Source organism: Lentzea guizhouensis (assembly GCF_001701025.1).
Classification (GTDB): Bacteria; Actinomycetota; Actinomycetes; order Mycobacteriales; family Pseudonocardiaceae; genus Lentzea; species Lentzea guizhouensis.
This window is the reverse complement of record NZ_CP016793.1, coordinates 5,040,384-5,056,271: the sequence shown is the minus strand read 5'-3', so window position 1 is coordinate 5,056,271 and position 15,888 is coordinate 5,040,384. Positions and strand designations below refer to the sequence as shown.

The window sequence follows — 15,888 nt, the reverse complement described above, 5'->3', positions numbered from 1 at the left end:
CCGCTCAAGCTACTTCGTCTTGAACAGTTTCACCGTCATCGACGTGCCGGACTGCTTGGTCACCCGCAGGCCGACGCCGACCGCGGGCAGCTTGACGCCGGCGTTGGGCTGCTCGGCGAACCAGTACTGCTTCGTGTCGTCGAACACCGGCTGTGCCGCCGCGCCGCGGACGTAGGACGCCTTGCCGTTGACGTGCAGCGTGAAGGAGTCCGACTTCTGCAGCGAGAACGGCGCGTCGTAACCGCCGATGGTGGGCGACCAGCGCTGGCCCTCGAGGTTGTAGAGCGGTGCGGGGTTGGCGTCGATCGGCAGGATCAGGCCCTCACCGGGGTGCTCGCTCACGTTGTTGTCGAGGTAGGACGTGTTCCACAGCGAGACGAGCAGGCCGTCCTGGTACGGGAAGTGCTCCACGAGGTCGGGCTTGTCCTGGAAGCTGTACCGGTACGGGCCGGTGCGGTTGTACTGGCCGTAGGACTCGTAGGTGCGGTTCGACGCGATGTAGAACTGGTCGAACGCCTTGGTCTCCTTACCTTCCGTGGTGCGGAAACCGCGCGTGGTCCACGTCCCGGCCGTCTCACCGCCGTCGGTCAGCACCGGGGTGCCGTCCGCGACGACCGTGATCTCGTCGGCGAAGAAGCCCTGCGGCGCCAGCGCTCCGTCGGTGCGGTAGGCCAGGCGCAGCTTGGTGTTCTTGCCCGCGTAGGCGTCCAGCGGCACCGTGACGTCGACCCACTGGCCGCCGGACGAACCGCTGATCGCCGGCGCGTCGCCGGAGTCGCGCACGAACGGCGCGCCGTTCGCGGTGCCGTCGAGCTGGGTCCAGCTGCCGTCCTCGTTGGACGCCTCGACGTAGAGGTAGTCGTAGTCGGCCTCGATGTCGTAGCGCGCCTTGAGCGACAGCGACGCCGTGGTCTTGCCGCGCAGGTCGAGCGGCGCGGTCATCGAGTGGTCGAGGTCGTTGCCCTTCTCGCTCCACCACATCTTGCCGCCCGCGAACGGGGCGCCGTAGTCGAACGACTTGGAGATGTCCGGCAGCACGACCACGAGGCCCTGCGCCTTCGCGGTGTTGTACTCGTGCGGCCCGAGCTGGAACGTCCGCTCCTGGCCCGCGACCGCGATCTCGTAGTCGAGCCAGCCGAGCTGCAGCTTGTCCCACGCGGAGAACTCGTTGGCGCGCTCGCCGGTCGCCTCACCGGGCGCGTTCACCCGGTTCTGGCCCATGATCGACCACCAGTTGACGCCGTTCGTGCCGCCGTTGGTGTCGTAGTGGTCCGGCAGGCCGAGGTCGTGGCCGAACTCGTGCGCGAACACGCCGACGCCGCCGTTCTCGGGCTGCACGGTGTAGTCGCCGACCCACAGGCCCGTGTCGCCGATGGGCGCGCCGCCGAGCTTGTTGGTGCCGGGACCGGTGTTGTAGTTCTTGAAGGCGTAGCCGCGGTGGCTCCAGAGCGCGTCCTCGCCCTGCCACGGATCGCCGTCGGCCTGGTCACCACCGGCGTGCACGATCTGGAAGTGGTCGATGTAGCCGTCGGGCTCGTTGAAGTCGCCGTCGAAGTCGTAGTCGTAGCGGTCCCAGACGTCGTACTCGCGCAGGGCCGCGGTGATCTGCTCGGTCGTCTTGCCCGCGGCACGCTGGTCGTCGACCCACTGGGTGACGGCGTCCTTGATGAGCTCGCGGGAGTTGTTGCAGATGTTGTCGCCGCACGGGTAGCCGTTGCTGCGGCCGTAGCGGGCCTCGTTGTAGCGGACCTTCACCCAGTCCGTGACGAGCCCGTCGACCGTGTAGCGCCCGGAGGACTGCTTGTCGTAGAAGTTCGCGACCGAGTTGGCGTCCTTCGCCCGCGAGAAGTACAGGTCCTGGAAGTACTGCCGGCTGAAGTCGGGCCGCCAGATCGTGGTGTTGTCCACGGCCCGGTCCGGCGCGGGGATCTGGTTGCGCACCGGCCCGTCGAACCGCAGCGGGCCCGGCGTGTTCGGGTCGGTGTCGCGGTCGGGGTAGTCGGGGTGCCGCTCGTTGCCGAACTCCGCCAGGATCACGAAGATCTTGTCGGTCTTCTCCCGCTTGAGCTCGACGTACTGGTCCCTCGCCTGCTTCTTGCCGACCTTGGCGACGGTGCTGGTGCCGCGCTTCTCCGCGGTCACCTCACCGGTCAGCACCTCGGCCAGCGCCTGCTGCTTGAGCGCGCGCCGCTTGAGCTCCAGCTCGTGCGGCTGCTCGTCGCTCTGCTGCCGCACCTGCGTTTCGGGCTGCTCGGCCGGCGTCGCGGCGGCCGGGATGGCCAAGCCCGCCGTCATCAACGCGAGCGCCGCTGCTCCCGCCAGTGTTCTTCGCACGTCCGTGTCCCCTCTCGGAATCCGAGGAGGCACGCTACGTAGTTGACCGGTGGCCCGGCACGTCCGAAAGTTGGGACCTACTGCCCCGACGTGTCTCGGGAGGTTGCGACAATGGCGTCGACGCAAATCGGTGTGAGCAGGCCACCGCTGGACCTGGACGACCTGCCGGCCCCGGAGGAGGTCTTCAAGGTCCGCAAGCTGGGTCCGCGGCAGATCGTCCAGTTCGTCATCGGCCCCAGCCTGATCGCGCTCGGCATCTCCATCGGCAGCGGCGAGTGGCTGCTCGGCCCGCAGGCGGTCGGCAAGTTCGGCTTCGTCGGCGTGGGCTGGGTGATCACCGTGTCCGCGTTGCTGCAGACGTTCTACAACGTGGAGATCGCGCGCTACGTCGTGGCGACCGGCGAGGTGCCGGTCGTCGGCTGGGGCCGGGTGCCACCGGGCTGGAAGTTCTGGGTGCCGGTGTCGCTGCTGGTCTTCTACTTCGCGTTCCTGTTCGGCGGCTGGGCGGCGGGCGCCGGGCAGGGGCTCTTCGCCCTGATCGCGGGCCGCGGCTACCGCCCCGACGAGATCGAGTACGTGCGGCTGCTCGCGATCGGCCTGCTGTTCGTGGTCTTCCTGATCACCGCCGGCGCCCGCAAGGTCTCCCGCGCCCTGGAACTCACGAACTGGGTGCTCGTCGGCTCCCTGCTGCTGGTCCTGGTCGTGGTGACGGTCGCGATCGTGCCGTTCTCGGTCTGGTCGGAGGGCGTGCGCGGCCTCGTCACCCCCGCCGCACCACCGGAGGGCATCACCGCGTCCCAGCTCGGCGGCCTCGCCGGTTTCACCGCCCTGGCGTCGGGCCTGAACTGGTACGCGATGAACCACTACCGCGACAAGGGCTACGGCATGGGCCACCGGGTCGGCTTCATCTCGGGCCTGCGCGGCGGCAAGCAGGAGCTGCGCCCGGTCGGGGTGACCTTTGTGGACACCCCGGCCAACGCCTCGCTGTGGCGGCGCTGGTACCGGCTGCTGCTGATCGACCAGTGGGCGGTGTTCTTCGTCGGCGCGATGCTCGGCATGCTGCTGCCCACCGTGCTGATGGCCCACCTCGTGGCGGTGTCGGGAACGCAACCGACGGCGGCGAACGTGCCGACGTTCTCCGCCGAGCAGCTCGGCCTGCTGTACGGGCAGGGCATGTTCTACCTGATGCTGGTGGTCGGCGTGCTGGTGCTGTTCTCCACCCAGCTCGGCATCTTCGAGGCGCTGGTCCGCAACTTCACCGACGCGATGCACGCGGTGTCCCCGAAGCTGCGTCGTCGCATCGAGGACGACCCGCGCCGGTTCTACTACCCGTTCATGCTGTTCGTGCTGGTGCTGATCGCGGGTGCCATGCATCTCGCGCTGCCCGTGGAGCTGGTGCAGATCTCGGCGAACATGTCGAACCTGGGCGCGCTGATGTTCCCGTTCGCGTTGATGTACCTGAACTCCCGGCTACCTCGACCGGCGCGGCCGCGGTGGTGGCACCACGTGGTTCTGGTGCTGAACGTGGTGTTCTTCGGGTTCTTCTTCGTGAACTTCGTGTTCGAGCTCGTCACGGGAGGGCCGCTGGTGCGGTTCTGAGGCTCAGCGGCGGAAGGACTCGATGTCGCCCAGCGCGTCGTCCGCGGTGCCGCCGAGCTCGGGGTCGTCGAGCAACGCGTTCAGGCGCTCGACGACCTCGGGCAGCACCTGCCGGTCCAGCCTGCCCACGTGGCCGAGGCAGGTGACGGCGAGCTGGCGGAGGTTCCGGTCGGGATGGCGGACGTGGTCGAGCAGGAGGCGTTGCAGCGCGGCGCGATCCGGCTCGTGGTGGGTGAGGGCGAGCATGGCGCGGGTGGACCCGGCGGGATCCGCGGAGGCGAGTTGCTCGTGCCAGCGCGCCACGCACTCGTCCAGCACGACCCGAGCGGCGCCGTTCACGGCGGCCCGCAAGTCCCCGGTCGCCACCGTCCAGCCCGCGACCGACCGCACGAGGACCTCGTCGCCGACCACGCGGGCCAGCAGGTCACCGTCCCACTCGAACCCCAGCCCGCCCGGCTCCGTCACCTCGCGCAGCGGTCCGTAGCCGTCGAGCGCGGCACGGAGCCGGTCCAGGGCCTTCTTCGTGCCGATGCCCGGCAACGCCGCCAGAGCGTCGCCCAGCCGGTGCGCCAGGCCCTCGTCGTACGCCACAGGCTGAATCTTGTCCCAGCGAGTTGCCAGGCGCCTCTCAGTTTCGTGTGGCTTGATGGACGTACTGGACACATGAGGAGGCCACGGTGATCGGCTTCGTGCTCGGCTGGCTGCTGACGCTGTTCATCCTGGTGATGATCGCCAGGATGATCGTGGACTGGGCGGTGGCGCTGCAGGCGCGCGGCTCCTGGGTGCCCAAGGTGCAGCGGGTGACGTACGCGGTGACCGAACCGGTGTTGTCGCCGGTGCGCAAGGTGCTGCCGCCGGTGCGGTTCGGCGGGTTCGGGCTGGACCTGGCGTTCACGGTGGTGTTCATCGCGGCGCTGGTCCTGCGGTCGATCGTGTCGTGAGGACACCGGGGTTGAGCACTCCGGCCGGGTCGAGGGCGGCTTTGGCCGCGGTCAGGGCCGTCCCGAACACGTCCGGGCGCTGACGCAGGTACCACGGCATGTGGTCGCGGCCGACGGCGTGGTGGTGGGTGATCGTGCCGCCCGCGCCGGTCAGGGCCTCGGACACCGCGACCTTGATCTCGTCCCACTGCTGCCGCAGGCTGCCCCACCGACCGGGCGCGTAGACGCCGTAGTAGGGCGCGGGCCCGTCGGGGTAGACGTGGGTGAAGCGGCACGTCACGATCCCGGCCCCGCACACCTCCTCGAGCACGCTGGTCGCCGCTTCCGTGACGGCCGCGTGCAGCTCGGCGAACCGGTCCCACGTGCAGGCCGTCTCGAACGTCTCGGTGATCATCGCGTGCTGCGCCATCGCGTCGCGCTGGTAGGGCATGCGCAGGAACGAGCCGCGCCACCTCGCCGCCGTGCCCTCCACGACCTCGCCACCCGCGCAGAGTTCGAGAGCGCGCCGCAGGTGCGCGTCCACGGGGTGGTCGGCCGACTCGAACGCCAGCACCAGGACGGACTGGCTCGACCCGGCGTTGAGGAACGCCTCCGCCGGGTCGAGCAACCGGCAGTTCGCGGGGTGCAGCCCGGACTGCGCGATCGCCCGCACCGCCTCGACCGCCCGCCCCCAGTCCGCGAACCGCACGGACGCTCCGGCCCGGTGCCGCGGCGGTTCCTGCACCCGCATCCACGCCTCGGTGATCACCCCGAGCGCACCTTCAGACCCCAGGAACATCCGGTCCGGCGACGGCCCGGCCCCACTGCCCGGCACCCTCCGCGACTCGCTGACCCCGACGGGTGTCACCACCCTGAGCGACTCGGTGAAGTCATCGATGTGCGTGGTCGCCGTCGCGTAGTGCCCACCTGCGCGCGTCGCGAGCCACCCGCCCAGCGTCGAGAACTCGAAGGACTGCGGGAAGTGCCGGAGCGTGAACCCGTGCGGCTTGAGCTGCGCTTCGAGGTCAGGCCCGAGCACGCCGGCCTGGATCCGCGCGGCCCTGCTGGTGGGGTCGACCTCCAGGACGCGGTCGAGGTGGCCGAGGTCGAGCGTCACGACGGGTCCGTCGATGTCACGCGGCTCGACCCCGCCGACCACGGAGGTGCCGCCGCCGAACGGGATGACCGCGATGCCGTTGCTGCCGCAGTGGTCCAGCACGTCGACCACGTCCTGCTCGGTCCGCGGCCTCGCGACGGCGTCCGGGACGGTGCCGATGTCGCCGGCCAGGTTGCGGACGACGTCGCGGTAGGCCTGACCGCGGGCGTGGGTGAGGCGGTCGAGGGGGTCGGTGGAGTACAGGGGCGAAGGCTGGATGCGTGACTTCGGAATGGTCAGCGTCTCGGGGTCGGGCGGGTCGTGGAGCGTCAGGTCCGCGTTCGGGAGGACTGCGCGGACGCGGTCGACGAGCTTCTGCCGTTCTTCCGGGGTGACGGCGTGTTCGACGTTGCCCCAGCCCCACCACGACCTCGTTGTCATGGCGAGCAACGATAAGCGAGACTCAGACGTTTCATAAGACTCTGAACTGACCTTGTTTTGACCAGTTCCCCTGTCCTGCTGCCGGGTAGAACCTCTGCATGCACAACGAGGTCAACAGCCCCGTCCACGGCGTCGTCTTCCAGAGCCGCGACATCTACGGCGCCGTGAACGTGGGTGCGGTCGAGCCCGAGTACCCGCCGCTGACCTCGTGGCGCGACCGGCCGGAGCTGACCAGGGAGCTGGAGGAGCTGCTCAAGGTCCAGCGCGACACCGCCGTCACGCTCCCCCACCACCTCCAGCTGCTGAAGAAGCAACCCCGCCTGATCGACGTCTACGTGCAACGCTCGGTTCTCCCGCAACGCCACGAGGAACCCGAGCCCGACCCTGAACAGGGCGACTCCAAGGCCGTCGACCGCGAACCGAAGCACAGCGACAGCGTCATGTCGCTCAGGGAGGCACTCGCCACCGGCCGCCACCTGCTGATCACCGGCGGCCCCGGCTCCGGCAAGTCGACGCTCGGCCACATGTACGTCCAGGTCCTGGCCGACGAGTGGCTCGAGCCCAGCGGCAACCCACCTCTCGCCGAGCCGCTGATGCCGCTGCGGGTCAGCGCGAAAGCCCTGATCGGCGAGGAGTCGTGGAGCGAGCTGCTGGCGAAGGCCGTCCGCAGCAACAAGCTCAACGCCCCACCCCGCCCGGAACTCTTCGCCCGCCCCGCCCTCGGCGCCCGCTGGCTCGTGTTCGTGGACGGCCTGGACGAGATCGTGGAGCCGGACCACCTGCGCCAGGTCATCGACGCGCTCACCAGCCGCATTCGGCACGGCTCCGAGCACCAGCTGGTCATCACCTCACGTGACCTCGCTTCCGGCGTGCTCGACCAGTTGCAGGTCGCCCACCTCGACCGCTACCGGATCGAACCCTTCGGCGTGGACCAGCTCGAGCAGTTCGCGCAGGCGTGGTTCCAGATCCAGGACCCGACGCGCGTGGCGGAGCGGAAGCGCGAGTTCCTGCGGCAGGTGATGGACGGCCGACTGCGCGAACTGGTGACCGTGCCGCTGTTCGCGACGATCGCCGCCATCGCGAACACCCTGGAGCCGGAACGCGAGCTCCCGCAGAACCGCGTGGACCTGTGTGAGCGGTTCCTGACCTACCTGCTGGACGAGAAGCTCAACCAGCGCACCACGATCACGGAGCTCCGCCGGACGATCGACGACCCCGAGCGGCTGGAGCTCGTGGAGTGGATCTACGCCAATCGAGCCGAGCTGATCGAACACCTCGCGGTCGAACGGCTGGACTCGGAGCTCCCACTGGCGGAGATCGCCACCGAGTGGATCAAGCATCCCAGTCCGCCGGAGGACCTGGAGGCCGTGCTGACGAGCATCGGCGTGTTCGCGCAGACAGGTGAGGGAATCGACTTCCTGCACCGGTTGTTCGCCGAATACCTGGCGGCGCGTGCAGAGGCGCCGCGGATCCCCGCCGACTTCCCGCAGCTCGACATGTGGGTTGAGCGCGGCACCAACGAGGCCAAAGAGACGTTCGTGCTCTTCACCTTCGTGCTGTGGAGCCGTGTTGAAGGCAACGACATCGGTCTGGTCGTCGAACGCCTGCTGAACCGGGGCCGCAAGCATGTGCTGCTCGGGGCCAAGCTGTTCGCAGAGAACGTAGATGTGCCTGCGGAGCAGGCCGCACACCTGGTGGACCGGCTCGTCGACCTCATACTGACCATCAATCCCGGCAGCGACCCTTGGAGCGAGGTGAACGACGTCTGCCGAGCGGTGCGTGGTCTGACCAGCACGGTGATCGCGGACGGACTGACGGCCCGGTTGCGCGAACTGCAGCAGAACCCCGAACTGCTCCTGACGATCCGCATCTGTTGCGCGGTCGCGCTGGAGCAACTCGAAGCCGGTGCCGGCATGATGCAGTGGCTGGAGAAACAGTTCTTCGCATCATCGGATCCGGCTGTCCGACGAGCGGTAGCGCTCGGGCTGGCCGAGATCCTGCCGGACGGTGCAAATCGCGCGGAACAGCTCGTTGTGCAGGACACAGACGAAGCAGACAAGTCCGATTACGCGCGCATCGTCGCGAATGTTCGGCTGCTGCTCGACTTGAAACGCCCTGACCCGGCTGCGCGACTCCTCCGCCGGATGGTGAAGCACGTGCGGCAGGAGTCCTCTGCTACGCCGGGAAGTTCGCACCTCCCGCGGCAGGTCTCCAACCTGGGTGACCAAGAGCTGATCAGCTGGTTCCGACTGCTGCGTCTAGCCACGGATGCACGGTGCACGGACGAAGCACTACTGGCCGCTGACATGATCCTCGCGCGACAGGACGCCGAATCACACGAGCTCCGAGCTGCCGTGATGACCTTGATGTCCCACGGTGGCGCAACAGCGGTTGACCGGATCGTCGAGCAGGTCCAAGACAGGTCGGCGGAACACAAGCTGGCCGCGGCGACGACGTTGTTCGGCGATCATCAAGACGCAGCGGCAGAGCTGGCCCGAGGCGTCGCGGTCGATCCGGACACGACCGACTACGCCAAGGTGACCGCCTGCGTGCTGATCGCAGAGGTGGATCCGATGTCCACGAGCGCTCTGCTCGATGGCGTGGACGACGTCTCGGCGGATTTGACTGCACCCCTGGCAGCTCTGGTGCTGCAGGGCGTACCTTCCGCGAAGGACCTGTTCAGGAAATTCTTGGCACGCAAGGTCACGGAGTGGGACTTCTCCTACATCGCCGAGTCAGCCCTTGAGCTTGACGGATTCAGCCGGGACGTGCACGTGGTGACGGTCGGCGGCTCCGAAGAACGCTGGGCCGAAGTCGCTCCACTGCTCTACAGAGCCGGACATCACGAACTCGGGGAGGACCTGGTCGAACGGCTGATCGGCCAGCGCGCCCCTGATCCGGCGGCACTCGCATCCTGCGCGGACTCGCTTCTCTCCCAGCAAATGCCTGAACAGGCAAAACCTCTGCTGGAGAAGTTGATGACGCTGGTCGGGAGCGGTACTGCCGACAACGCCAGGCTGGTGGCACCGATCCTGCAGGAGTACGGGCGTACCGAGGAAGCCGTCACCGTTGCGGAACAGGCGTTGCTCCGCGAACTGGCCGACGGCGGCCTCTACGTCGAGGAGTGCGTCGGGATCCTGCTCGACATAGCCGGTTCGAAGAGAGCTGACTTCATCGCAGAGCAGGTGGCGAACCACGCGATGTCGATGGACCGGCGGCTCGCAGTGGCTGGCGAATTCCGGCAGCGCGGTCTGTTCGCGCACATGGCGGCAACATGGCTCGACGTGCTGCGCCACCACGCTTTCGAGATCAAGGAAGGCGTGGAGACCGCCAACAAGCTGGTGAAGTGCGGGTACCGGCAGCAGGCGATCGAGGTGGTTCGGGAGGTCCTCGACAAGGACGAGCTCACCCCGTCCCAGCGGCCGACCGTGCGGGCGTTGCTGGCGTGGTTGGAGGCGATGGGTGCGGAGTGAGTCAGCCCGCACCGAAGCACACGAAACCGACCGCGGCGGCATAAGAGGCGTCGTCCGCAGCCGACCGCTGCACCTCCGCCAACGCCTCCGCCGGCGACAGCCCCGCAGCCAGCTTCCGGTGCAGCTCCACCATCACCGGTGCGGTGCCGTCGGTCGGCACCGGCACCACGGGCGCGATCAACGTCCGCGTGCCCAACCCCAGCAGAGCCGCCGTGAACCCCATCAACTCATCGCCAGGACGCACCGCGGATTGGCCCGTGTCGCACGCCGACAGCACCACGCGCGTAGGCGGCGTACGCAACCGTTCGATGTCATAGACGGTCAACGGCCCGTCAGCCAGTTCCAACGCACTGAACAACGGGTTGTCGACGCGGAACGAGCCGTGCGCGGCGATGTGGGCGAGGGCGGCACCGTCCATTGCGGATGCCACGGCCGAAACGGTTGCATCGTCGTCGACGAGCACACGGCCGGGCACGTGGGCGGAGATGGCCTTGATCTCTTCTGGGGCGGCGGCCATTCGCGGGCCGGCCGCCAGCACGGCCTCACCGGACGCGTCAGGCGCGGCAGCAGCACGCAGCCAGACGGACGCTGACGGCGCCACGGTCACCTCACGGCCCAGCACGGCCCACGGGAGGCTGTTCAGCGCACCGGTCGGCACCACCACCAGCGGGCGGCCATCGATGCGTGACGCCAAAGGCTCCAACAACCGCGTGGACAACAACGACGCGGCGTGGGCGGCGGAGGAGCGGGCCACGGAGAGGTTCGGCAGGTTGGGTGGCAGGGTCACGAGGCGGTGCAGGGCGAAACGGAGCAGGCGGATTTCGCGGACCACGCCCTCCAGAGCACCGAGAGAGTGCAGAGAGGTGCGGCCGTCGACCAGGACCACGGCCAGGAGAGAGCCGTCGTACTCGACGAACTCGATCAAGGCGGCAGAACCCAGGGCAGCGGCCAAAGACGCCATCGAGGGCGGCTTGAACACCGCTCCCCCGCCCGACATCTGCCGGGTCAGGTCGCGGACGCGTTGTTCGGCGCGGACCAGCTGCACGCGCAACGCACCCGCGGGCTTGCCGGCCAGCACGGCCGACTCGACGTCCGAGGTGACAGCACGCAGAGAAGCCAGTGCGTCCTCCAAACGAGGATCGTCGGGCGGCGACACCGACTTCATCCGCAACGCGCCGGCGCGCCAGGACTCCGTCCACGACAGCACACGGGCCGCGTTGCCGGAAGCCACGGCCAAACGCAGGCCCTCCGCAGCCAAGGCCTGGCCCTGCGCGCCGGTCAACGCGCGCAGCTCGGCGGCGCCCAGCGACACCCGGTACTCGTCGAGCAGCGCGATACCGCGGCGCAGAGCGGAAGAAGTACCCCGGACATCGCCGGAGAGCTTGCGCCGCAACGCCTCCGCGTACCAGCCGCGCACGCGCAGACCGGCCGGGCCACGCGAGCGCGAAGCAGCGGCCCTGGAGAACTCCGCCACCGCCCGCACACGATGCCCGAGGTCGGCGGCGACAAGACCCGCGTCGATGCGGGCCTCCAGCGCCGGGAGTCGCCAGTCCATCGCGTCGAGCTCGTCGGCCACCCGCGACAACGCCACCCGCAAAGAACGCGTCCGGTCACCGCGCAGGACGGCGGCGTGCAGTTCCAGGTAGCGCGCACCGGCCGCCCACAGCAGCCGTTGCTCGCGGCGGAAGCGACGGCGGGCCTCGGCGGCGAACACATGAGCCGCGTCCAGGTCGTCGTCCAGCAACGCGATGCGGGCGCGGAAGAACAGCGCCTCGGAGGTCGCGAAGGGGTTCCGAAGAGCCTTCAGCTCGGTGATCGCCCGGTCGGCGGCGACCCGCGCCTCGTCGACCAGCGGCACGGAGACCAGGAGCTCCAGGCGGTTCACCAGCAGCGCGGGGCGGGGCACGTCCAGGCGGCGGTAGACCTCGTCGGCCTTGTCGAACAACGTCAGGGCGGCCGGGACGTCACCCGAGCGGGTGGCCATGATGCCCGCGTTCCAGTGCACGTCGGCGACGCCGAGCTCCTGGCCCAGAGAGCCCAGCAACGACGCGGCCACGTCGAAGTCGGCTGAGGCCTCGCGCATGTTGCCGACGTATGCGCGCACGAGGCCGCGGTTGTTGTGAGCGCGCGCCTCGACCAGTTTGTCGTCCACGCGCCGTGCGCCGGCGATGGCGGCCGTGTAGTCGCGCTGCGCTTCGGAGTAGCGGGTCAGGTAGTGGAAGACGACGCCACGTTGCATAAGAGCAGCCACCGCGTCGGCGCCTGACAACGACGGCATGGCCACGTCCAGTGCGCGCAGGGCGGCGCGGTGGCGGCCGGTGTAGGCGAGCACCCAGGCCAGCGACATCTGCGCCAAAGCCGACAACCGGGGCAAAGAAGCGTCCGTCGCGATGCGGATCGAGCGGCGGAGGTGGCGGATCGAGCCGCTGTAGTCGTGCAGCTCCCGCAGAGCGAGGCCGATCGCGCGTTCGGCGATCGCCCATTCCGACCGGTCTTCCGTCGCGCGGAGGACGGCGCGCGCCATCTCAACGGCCGCGCGCGGGTTGCGCTGCCTGGCCGCCAGCGCGTCCTCCGCACAAAAGTCGGTCACGGCGTCACTTTATCCGCTGTGGTAGCTTGATCAAGCTCGGTCGGGGCCCCCGTCAAACACTGCTTTGTGAGGCCGTGGTGTCGAAATCGCCGGAACGTTCTGAGCTTTACGAAAGAGCTTTTCAGCAGCTCATCGCCGAGGACAAGAACATCAGCTTCCACGCCGAGCGCGGGCGTGAATTCCTTTACCGCCCAGGTCAGTTGCTGGTCGCGCAGGCGGACCTCGACCGGGTGATCGCGAAACTGCGGGAAAACAATGTCGAGGCGCGCCCCGCCGATGGATTCGGCGGAATGGCCCGGCTGATCCTGCCGAACAACCTCGAAGACATTCCGCGCATCGTCCGGTTGTTGAGGGATCAACGGAACTGGCCGAACGAGCGGGTGCCTCTCGTGCAACCGCACCACGTCGTCGTCGGCCACGGCGGCAACGTCATGGGCAACCCCGGCGACCGGCCCCGGCCCACCGACCCGTTCAACCCTCCCAAGGCCGACGACCGGCTCTCCGGCATCCGGGTGGGCGTCCTCGACACCGGCATCTCCTCCGGCGCCCAGCTGGAGCACCCCGACTGGTTCAAGGACAGGTTCTTCAAGGAGCCCGACGACGTCGACCCCGCCTACACCAGCGGCGCGCTCTTCGGCCTGCAGGGCGGCCACGGCACGTTCGTCGCGGGCGTCATCCAGAGCGCGGCCTGCGGTGTGGCGTTCGACCCCGAGGTCGCTCTGGACGTGAACGGCTTCGGCGACGAGGAACGCCTGGTCGCCAAGATCGCCGAGATGGGCAAGAAGAGGCTCGACCTGCTCAACCTGTCCCTCGGTTGCTACACCGAGGACGACGTCGCCTCCGAGCCGCTGCGCAACGCGATCAACGCGCTGCCGCCGGAGACCGTCGTGGTCGCCTCCGCCGGCAACCGGGGTGACCAGCGCCCGAGCTGGCCCGCCGCGTTCTGCCGGGTCACCGCCGTCGCCGCGCTCGCCCAGAACAGCGACGGGTTGATCATCCCGGCCTGCTACTCGAGCTTCGGCCACTGGGTCGACGCCTGCGCGATCGGCAACCGCTCCTCGACCTACCTCAAGGGCGAGTGGAAGCTCCCCGGTGAGCCCGGCGCGACCCCGTTCGCGCTGTGGGCCTACTGGTCCGGCACGTCGTTCGCGGCGCCGTGGGTGACCGGGCGGATCGCCGCCACGATGGCCAAGGACGGCCTCACCGCGGTCCAGGCGCGTGACAAACTGCTGGTGAACCCGGAGTTCCACGCCGGCTACGGGGTCTTCGTCAAATAATCGGCGGAGCGTTGTATCTGGGGAGCAGCCTCGGCCTCCGCAAGTCGTGACCGCAAGGAGTCGACGTGACCTCAGCATCCCCGATCGCCGCGCTCGTCAGCGCGGCGGCCGAGGGCGACCAGGGTGCGTGGAACGAGATCGTGGACCGGTACACGCCGCTGGTCGTGTCGGTGATCTACAAGCACCGGCTGCGCCCCGCGGACGCGTCCGACGTGAACCAGACGCTGTGGCTCCGGCTCGTGGAGCAGATCGGCAGGCTCCGCGAGCCCGAGGCGTTGCCCGGCTGGATCATGACGACCACCCGCAACGAGTGCCTGCGCGTGTTGCGGGTGCAGCAGCGGACGCACCTCTACGACCCGCTGACCGAGTCCGACGTGCTGGAGTCGGCGGAGGACTCCGACGCCGACGCCGACCTGCTGGCCGTGGAGCGGCGGCAGGCCCTGCGCGACGGGTTCGCCGAGCTCACCGAGCAGTGCAAGCGGTTGCTGACCAAGCTGATGACCGATCCGCCGCCGAGCTACCAGGTCGTGAGCGAAGAGCTCGCGATGCCGGTCGGCAGCATCGGGCCCACCCGGATCCGGTGCCTGGAGAAACTGCGCAAGACCTCGGCGATCTCCGCCTTCCTGGGATCGCCGGCCCAACGGAAGCCACAGGTGAGAGGGGGTGTGCTGGGTGCGGCACGACTGGGACAGTGACGAGGTGTTGCTCGACGCCTTGCGCGACGCGTTGAGCACACCGCCCTCCAGCGACGTGCCACCGGAGTTCGTGGAGGCGGCCAAGGCCGCTTTCACCTGGCGCACCGTCGACGCCGAGCTGCTGCTGATCACCTCCTACGACTCGGTGCTGGACGACACGCTGTTCGCCCGCGCCAGGTCGACGTCCACCGCGCGCCAGCTCGTGTTCGACGCGGACGGCGTGACGCTGCAGGTGGAGGTGTCGGCGGCCGGGGTCACCGGGCAGCTGATGCCGGCGGCGGGCGACGTGACGCTGGTGGCTCCCGCCGGTGACGTGGAAACGGCGCCGGTGGACGAACTGGGCATGTTCGTGATGGGACCGGGGCCGCGCGGGCCCGTGAAGTTCCGGTTCGCCGGCGGTTCCACCGACTGGTTCATCCTCTGACTCGCCATTCGACCGATCGCGGATTTCGCTCGTTCGGCCTACAACTGCGGCCAGTAGGGTTGTCGACGCTCAGAAATCGCATCGCGAGAGGTGTGCTGCTGTGGTCGATCGAGTCAGCTGGGTTCCGGAAGGTGTCAACGTCGACGTGCCGAGCTCGGCGCGGATCTACGACTACCTGCTCGGCGGCGGGCACAACTTCGAAGCCGACCGCGAGACGGCGGAAGCGCTGATCAAGGTCCTGCCGGTGCGGGACATGGCCCGGCGCAACCGCGCGTACCTGCGGCGGGTGGTGCTGGAGCTGGCCGGGCTGGGCATCAGGCAGTTCCTCGACCTGGGCTCGGGCATCCCGACGGTCGGCAACGTGCACGAGGTGGCGCACGAGGTCGACCCCGGGGCCAAGGTCGTGTACGTCGACTTCGAACCGGTCGCGATCACGCACGCCGAGCTGATGCTGGCCGGCGAGCCGAACGTGACCGCGTTGCTCGCCGATCTCCGCGAGCCGGAGAAGGTCGTGCAGCAGGCGCGCGAGCTGCTCGACTTCTCCCAGCCGGTCGGGTTGCTCGTCGTGGGAGTGCTGCAGTTCATCCCGGACTCCGACGACCCGTGGGGCGTGTTGTCCCGCTACGTCGAAGCGCTCGCTCCGGGTTCGTACCTCGCGCTGTCGCACTTCACCGCCGACAGCATGCCCGCCGCCATGGCCGCGGGTAAGGAGATCTTCGCGAAGACCGCGGAGCCGATCACGCCGCGCACCAAGGCTCAGGTGACGGACATGTTGCAGGGCACCGAGATCGTCGAGCCCGGCATCGTGTTCACGCCGCAGTGGCGGCCGGAGACGCCGGAGGACGTCGGCACCGACCCGTCGAAGGCCAACCTCTACGCCGCGGTGGGCCGCAAGCCCTGATGGCCACCTCGCCCCTCGCACAGCGGTGGGCGGCTGTTCTGATCGAGAGCGCGTACTCGCCGATGTCGCGGCGGACCGTCACGCAGTTCCTCGACGAGCACGCCGCCCGGCTGCGCGCTGGGCAGACACGCCGGAGAG

General features: G+C 68.9%; 12 protein-coding genes. 7 read left to right on the top strand and 5 right to left on the bottom strand.

What is annotated here, in order from left to right:
* Positions 1–9: 9 nt before the first annotated feature.
* The gene (locus BBK82_RS24975; protein ID WP_065917179.1) at positions 10–2,334 is read right to left on the bottom strand and encodes an immune inhibitor A domain-containing protein; all 2,325 of its coding nucleotides are present in this window, start codon (positions 2,332–2,334) and stop codon (positions 10–12) included.
* A gap of 111 nt (positions 2,335–2,445) precedes the next feature.
* On the opposite strand from BBK82_RS24975, the gene BBK82_RS24970 reads away from it, so the two are divergent.
* Positions 2,446–3,933: an Nramp family divalent metal transporter gene (locus BBK82_RS24970; protein ID WP_065917178.1), complete on the top strand. Its 1,488-nt coding sequence runs from the start codon at positions 2,446–2,448 to the stop codon at positions 3,931–3,933.
* A gap of 3 nt (positions 3,934–3,936) precedes the next feature.
* Here BBK82_RS24970 and BBK82_RS24965 read toward each other — a convergent pair whose 3' ends face one another.
* Positions 3,937–4,524 carry a hypothetical protein gene (locus BBK82_RS24965; protein ID WP_065917177.1) on the bottom strand — a complete coding sequence of 196 codons (588 nt, stop codon included), beginning with the start codon at positions 4,522–4,524 and terminating at the stop codon, positions 3,937–3,939.
* Positions 4,525–4,610: 86 nt separating this feature from the next.
* Here BBK82_RS24965 and BBK82_RS24960 point away from each other — a divergent pair, with 86 nt between their 5' ends.
* Positions 4,611–4,874 carry a YggT family protein gene (locus tag BBK82_RS24960; RefSeq protein ID WP_237047568.1) on the top strand — a complete coding sequence of 88 codons (264 nt, stop codon included), beginning with the start codon at positions 4,611–4,613 and terminating at the stop codon, positions 4,872–4,874.
* Here BBK82_RS24960 and BBK82_RS24955 read toward each other — a convergent pair.
* Positions 4,837–6,390 (bottom strand): FAD-binding oxidoreductase, encoded by a 1,554-nt coding sequence (locus BBK82_RS24955; protein WP_065917176.1) that lies wholly within the window; start codon positions 6,388–6,390, stop codon positions 4,837–4,839. The genes BBK82_RS24960 and BBK82_RS24955 overlap by 38 nt on opposite strands.
* A gap of 98 nt (positions 6,391–6,488) precedes the next feature.
* On the opposite strand from BBK82_RS24955, the gene BBK82_RS24950 reads away from it, so the two are divergent.
* Positions 6,489–9,863, top strand: coding sequence for an NACHT domain-containing protein (locus BBK82_RS24950; RefSeq protein ID WP_065917175.1), 3,375 nt, complete (start codon positions 6,489–6,491; stop codon positions 9,861–9,863).
* 1 nt (position 9,864) lies between these two features.
* Here BBK82_RS24950 and BBK82_RS24945 read toward each other — a convergent pair whose 3' ends face one another.
* Both BBK82_RS24945 and BBK82_RS54280 read right to left on the bottom strand, forming a co-directional pair.
* The gene (locus BBK82_RS24945; protein ID WP_065917174.1) at positions 9,865–12,453 is read right to left on the bottom strand and encodes a CHAT domain-containing protein; all 2,589 of its coding nucleotides are present in this window, start codon (positions 12,451–12,453) and stop codon (positions 9,865–9,867) included.
* Positions 12,450–12,872 carry a hypothetical protein gene (locus BBK82_RS54280; RefSeq protein WP_237047567.1) on the bottom strand — a complete coding sequence of 141 codons (423 nt, stop codon included), beginning with the start codon at positions 12,870–12,872 and terminating at the stop codon, positions 12,450–12,452. The genes BBK82_RS24945 and BBK82_RS54280 overlap by 4 nt, the downstream gene beginning before the upstream one ends.
* Between BBK82_RS54280 and BBK82_RS24940 the strand changes: the two genes are divergently transcribed.
* The 4 genes from BBK82_RS24940 to BBK82_RS24925 all read left to right on the top strand — a co-directional run bounded on the left by BBK82_RS24940 (position 12,843) and on the right by BBK82_RS24925 (position 15,750).
* A complete protein-coding gene (locus tag BBK82_RS24940) occupies positions 12,843–13,730 on the top strand; it encodes a S8 family peptidase (protein WP_237047566.1) in 888 nt (295 codons plus the stop codon). The two genes, BBK82_RS54280 and BBK82_RS24940, sit on opposite strands and share 30 nt — an antisense overlap.
* Positions 13,731–13,795: 65 nt before the next feature.
* Positions 13,796–14,425, top strand: a complete 630-nt coding sequence (locus BBK82_RS24935) for an RNA polymerase sigma factor (RefSeq protein ID WP_065917173.1) — start codon at positions 13,796–13,798, stop codon at positions 14,423–14,425.
* Positions 14,403–14,849 (top strand): hypothetical protein, encoded by a 447-nt coding sequence (locus tag BBK82_RS24930; RefSeq protein ID WP_065917172.1) that lies wholly within the window; start codon positions 14,403–14,405, stop codon positions 14,847–14,849. The genes BBK82_RS24935 and BBK82_RS24930 overlap by 23 nt, the downstream gene beginning before the upstream one ends.
* 100 nt (positions 14,850–14,949) lie before the next feature.
* Positions 14,950–15,750: an SAM-dependent methyltransferase gene (locus BBK82_RS24925; RefSeq protein WP_065917171.1), complete on the top strand. Its 801-nt coding sequence runs from the start codon at positions 14,950–14,952 to the stop codon at positions 15,748–15,750.
* Positions 15,751–15,888: the final 138 nt, after the last annotated feature.

Excerpts from the sequence above, each read along its gene's own strand:
- BBK82_RS24970 (WP_065917178.1), top strand. The coding sequence starts at position 2,446 with ATGGCGTCGACGCAAATCGGTGTGAGCAGGCCACCGCTGGACCTGGAC.
- BBK82_RS24950 (WP_065917175.1), top strand. The coding sequence starts at position 6,489 with ATGCACAACGAGGTCAACAGCCCCGTCCACGGCGTCGTCTTCCAGAGC.
- BBK82_RS24955 (WP_065917176.1), bottom strand. The coding sequence starts at position 6,390 with ATGACAACGAGGTCGTGGTGGGGCTGGGGCAACGTCGAACACGCCGTC.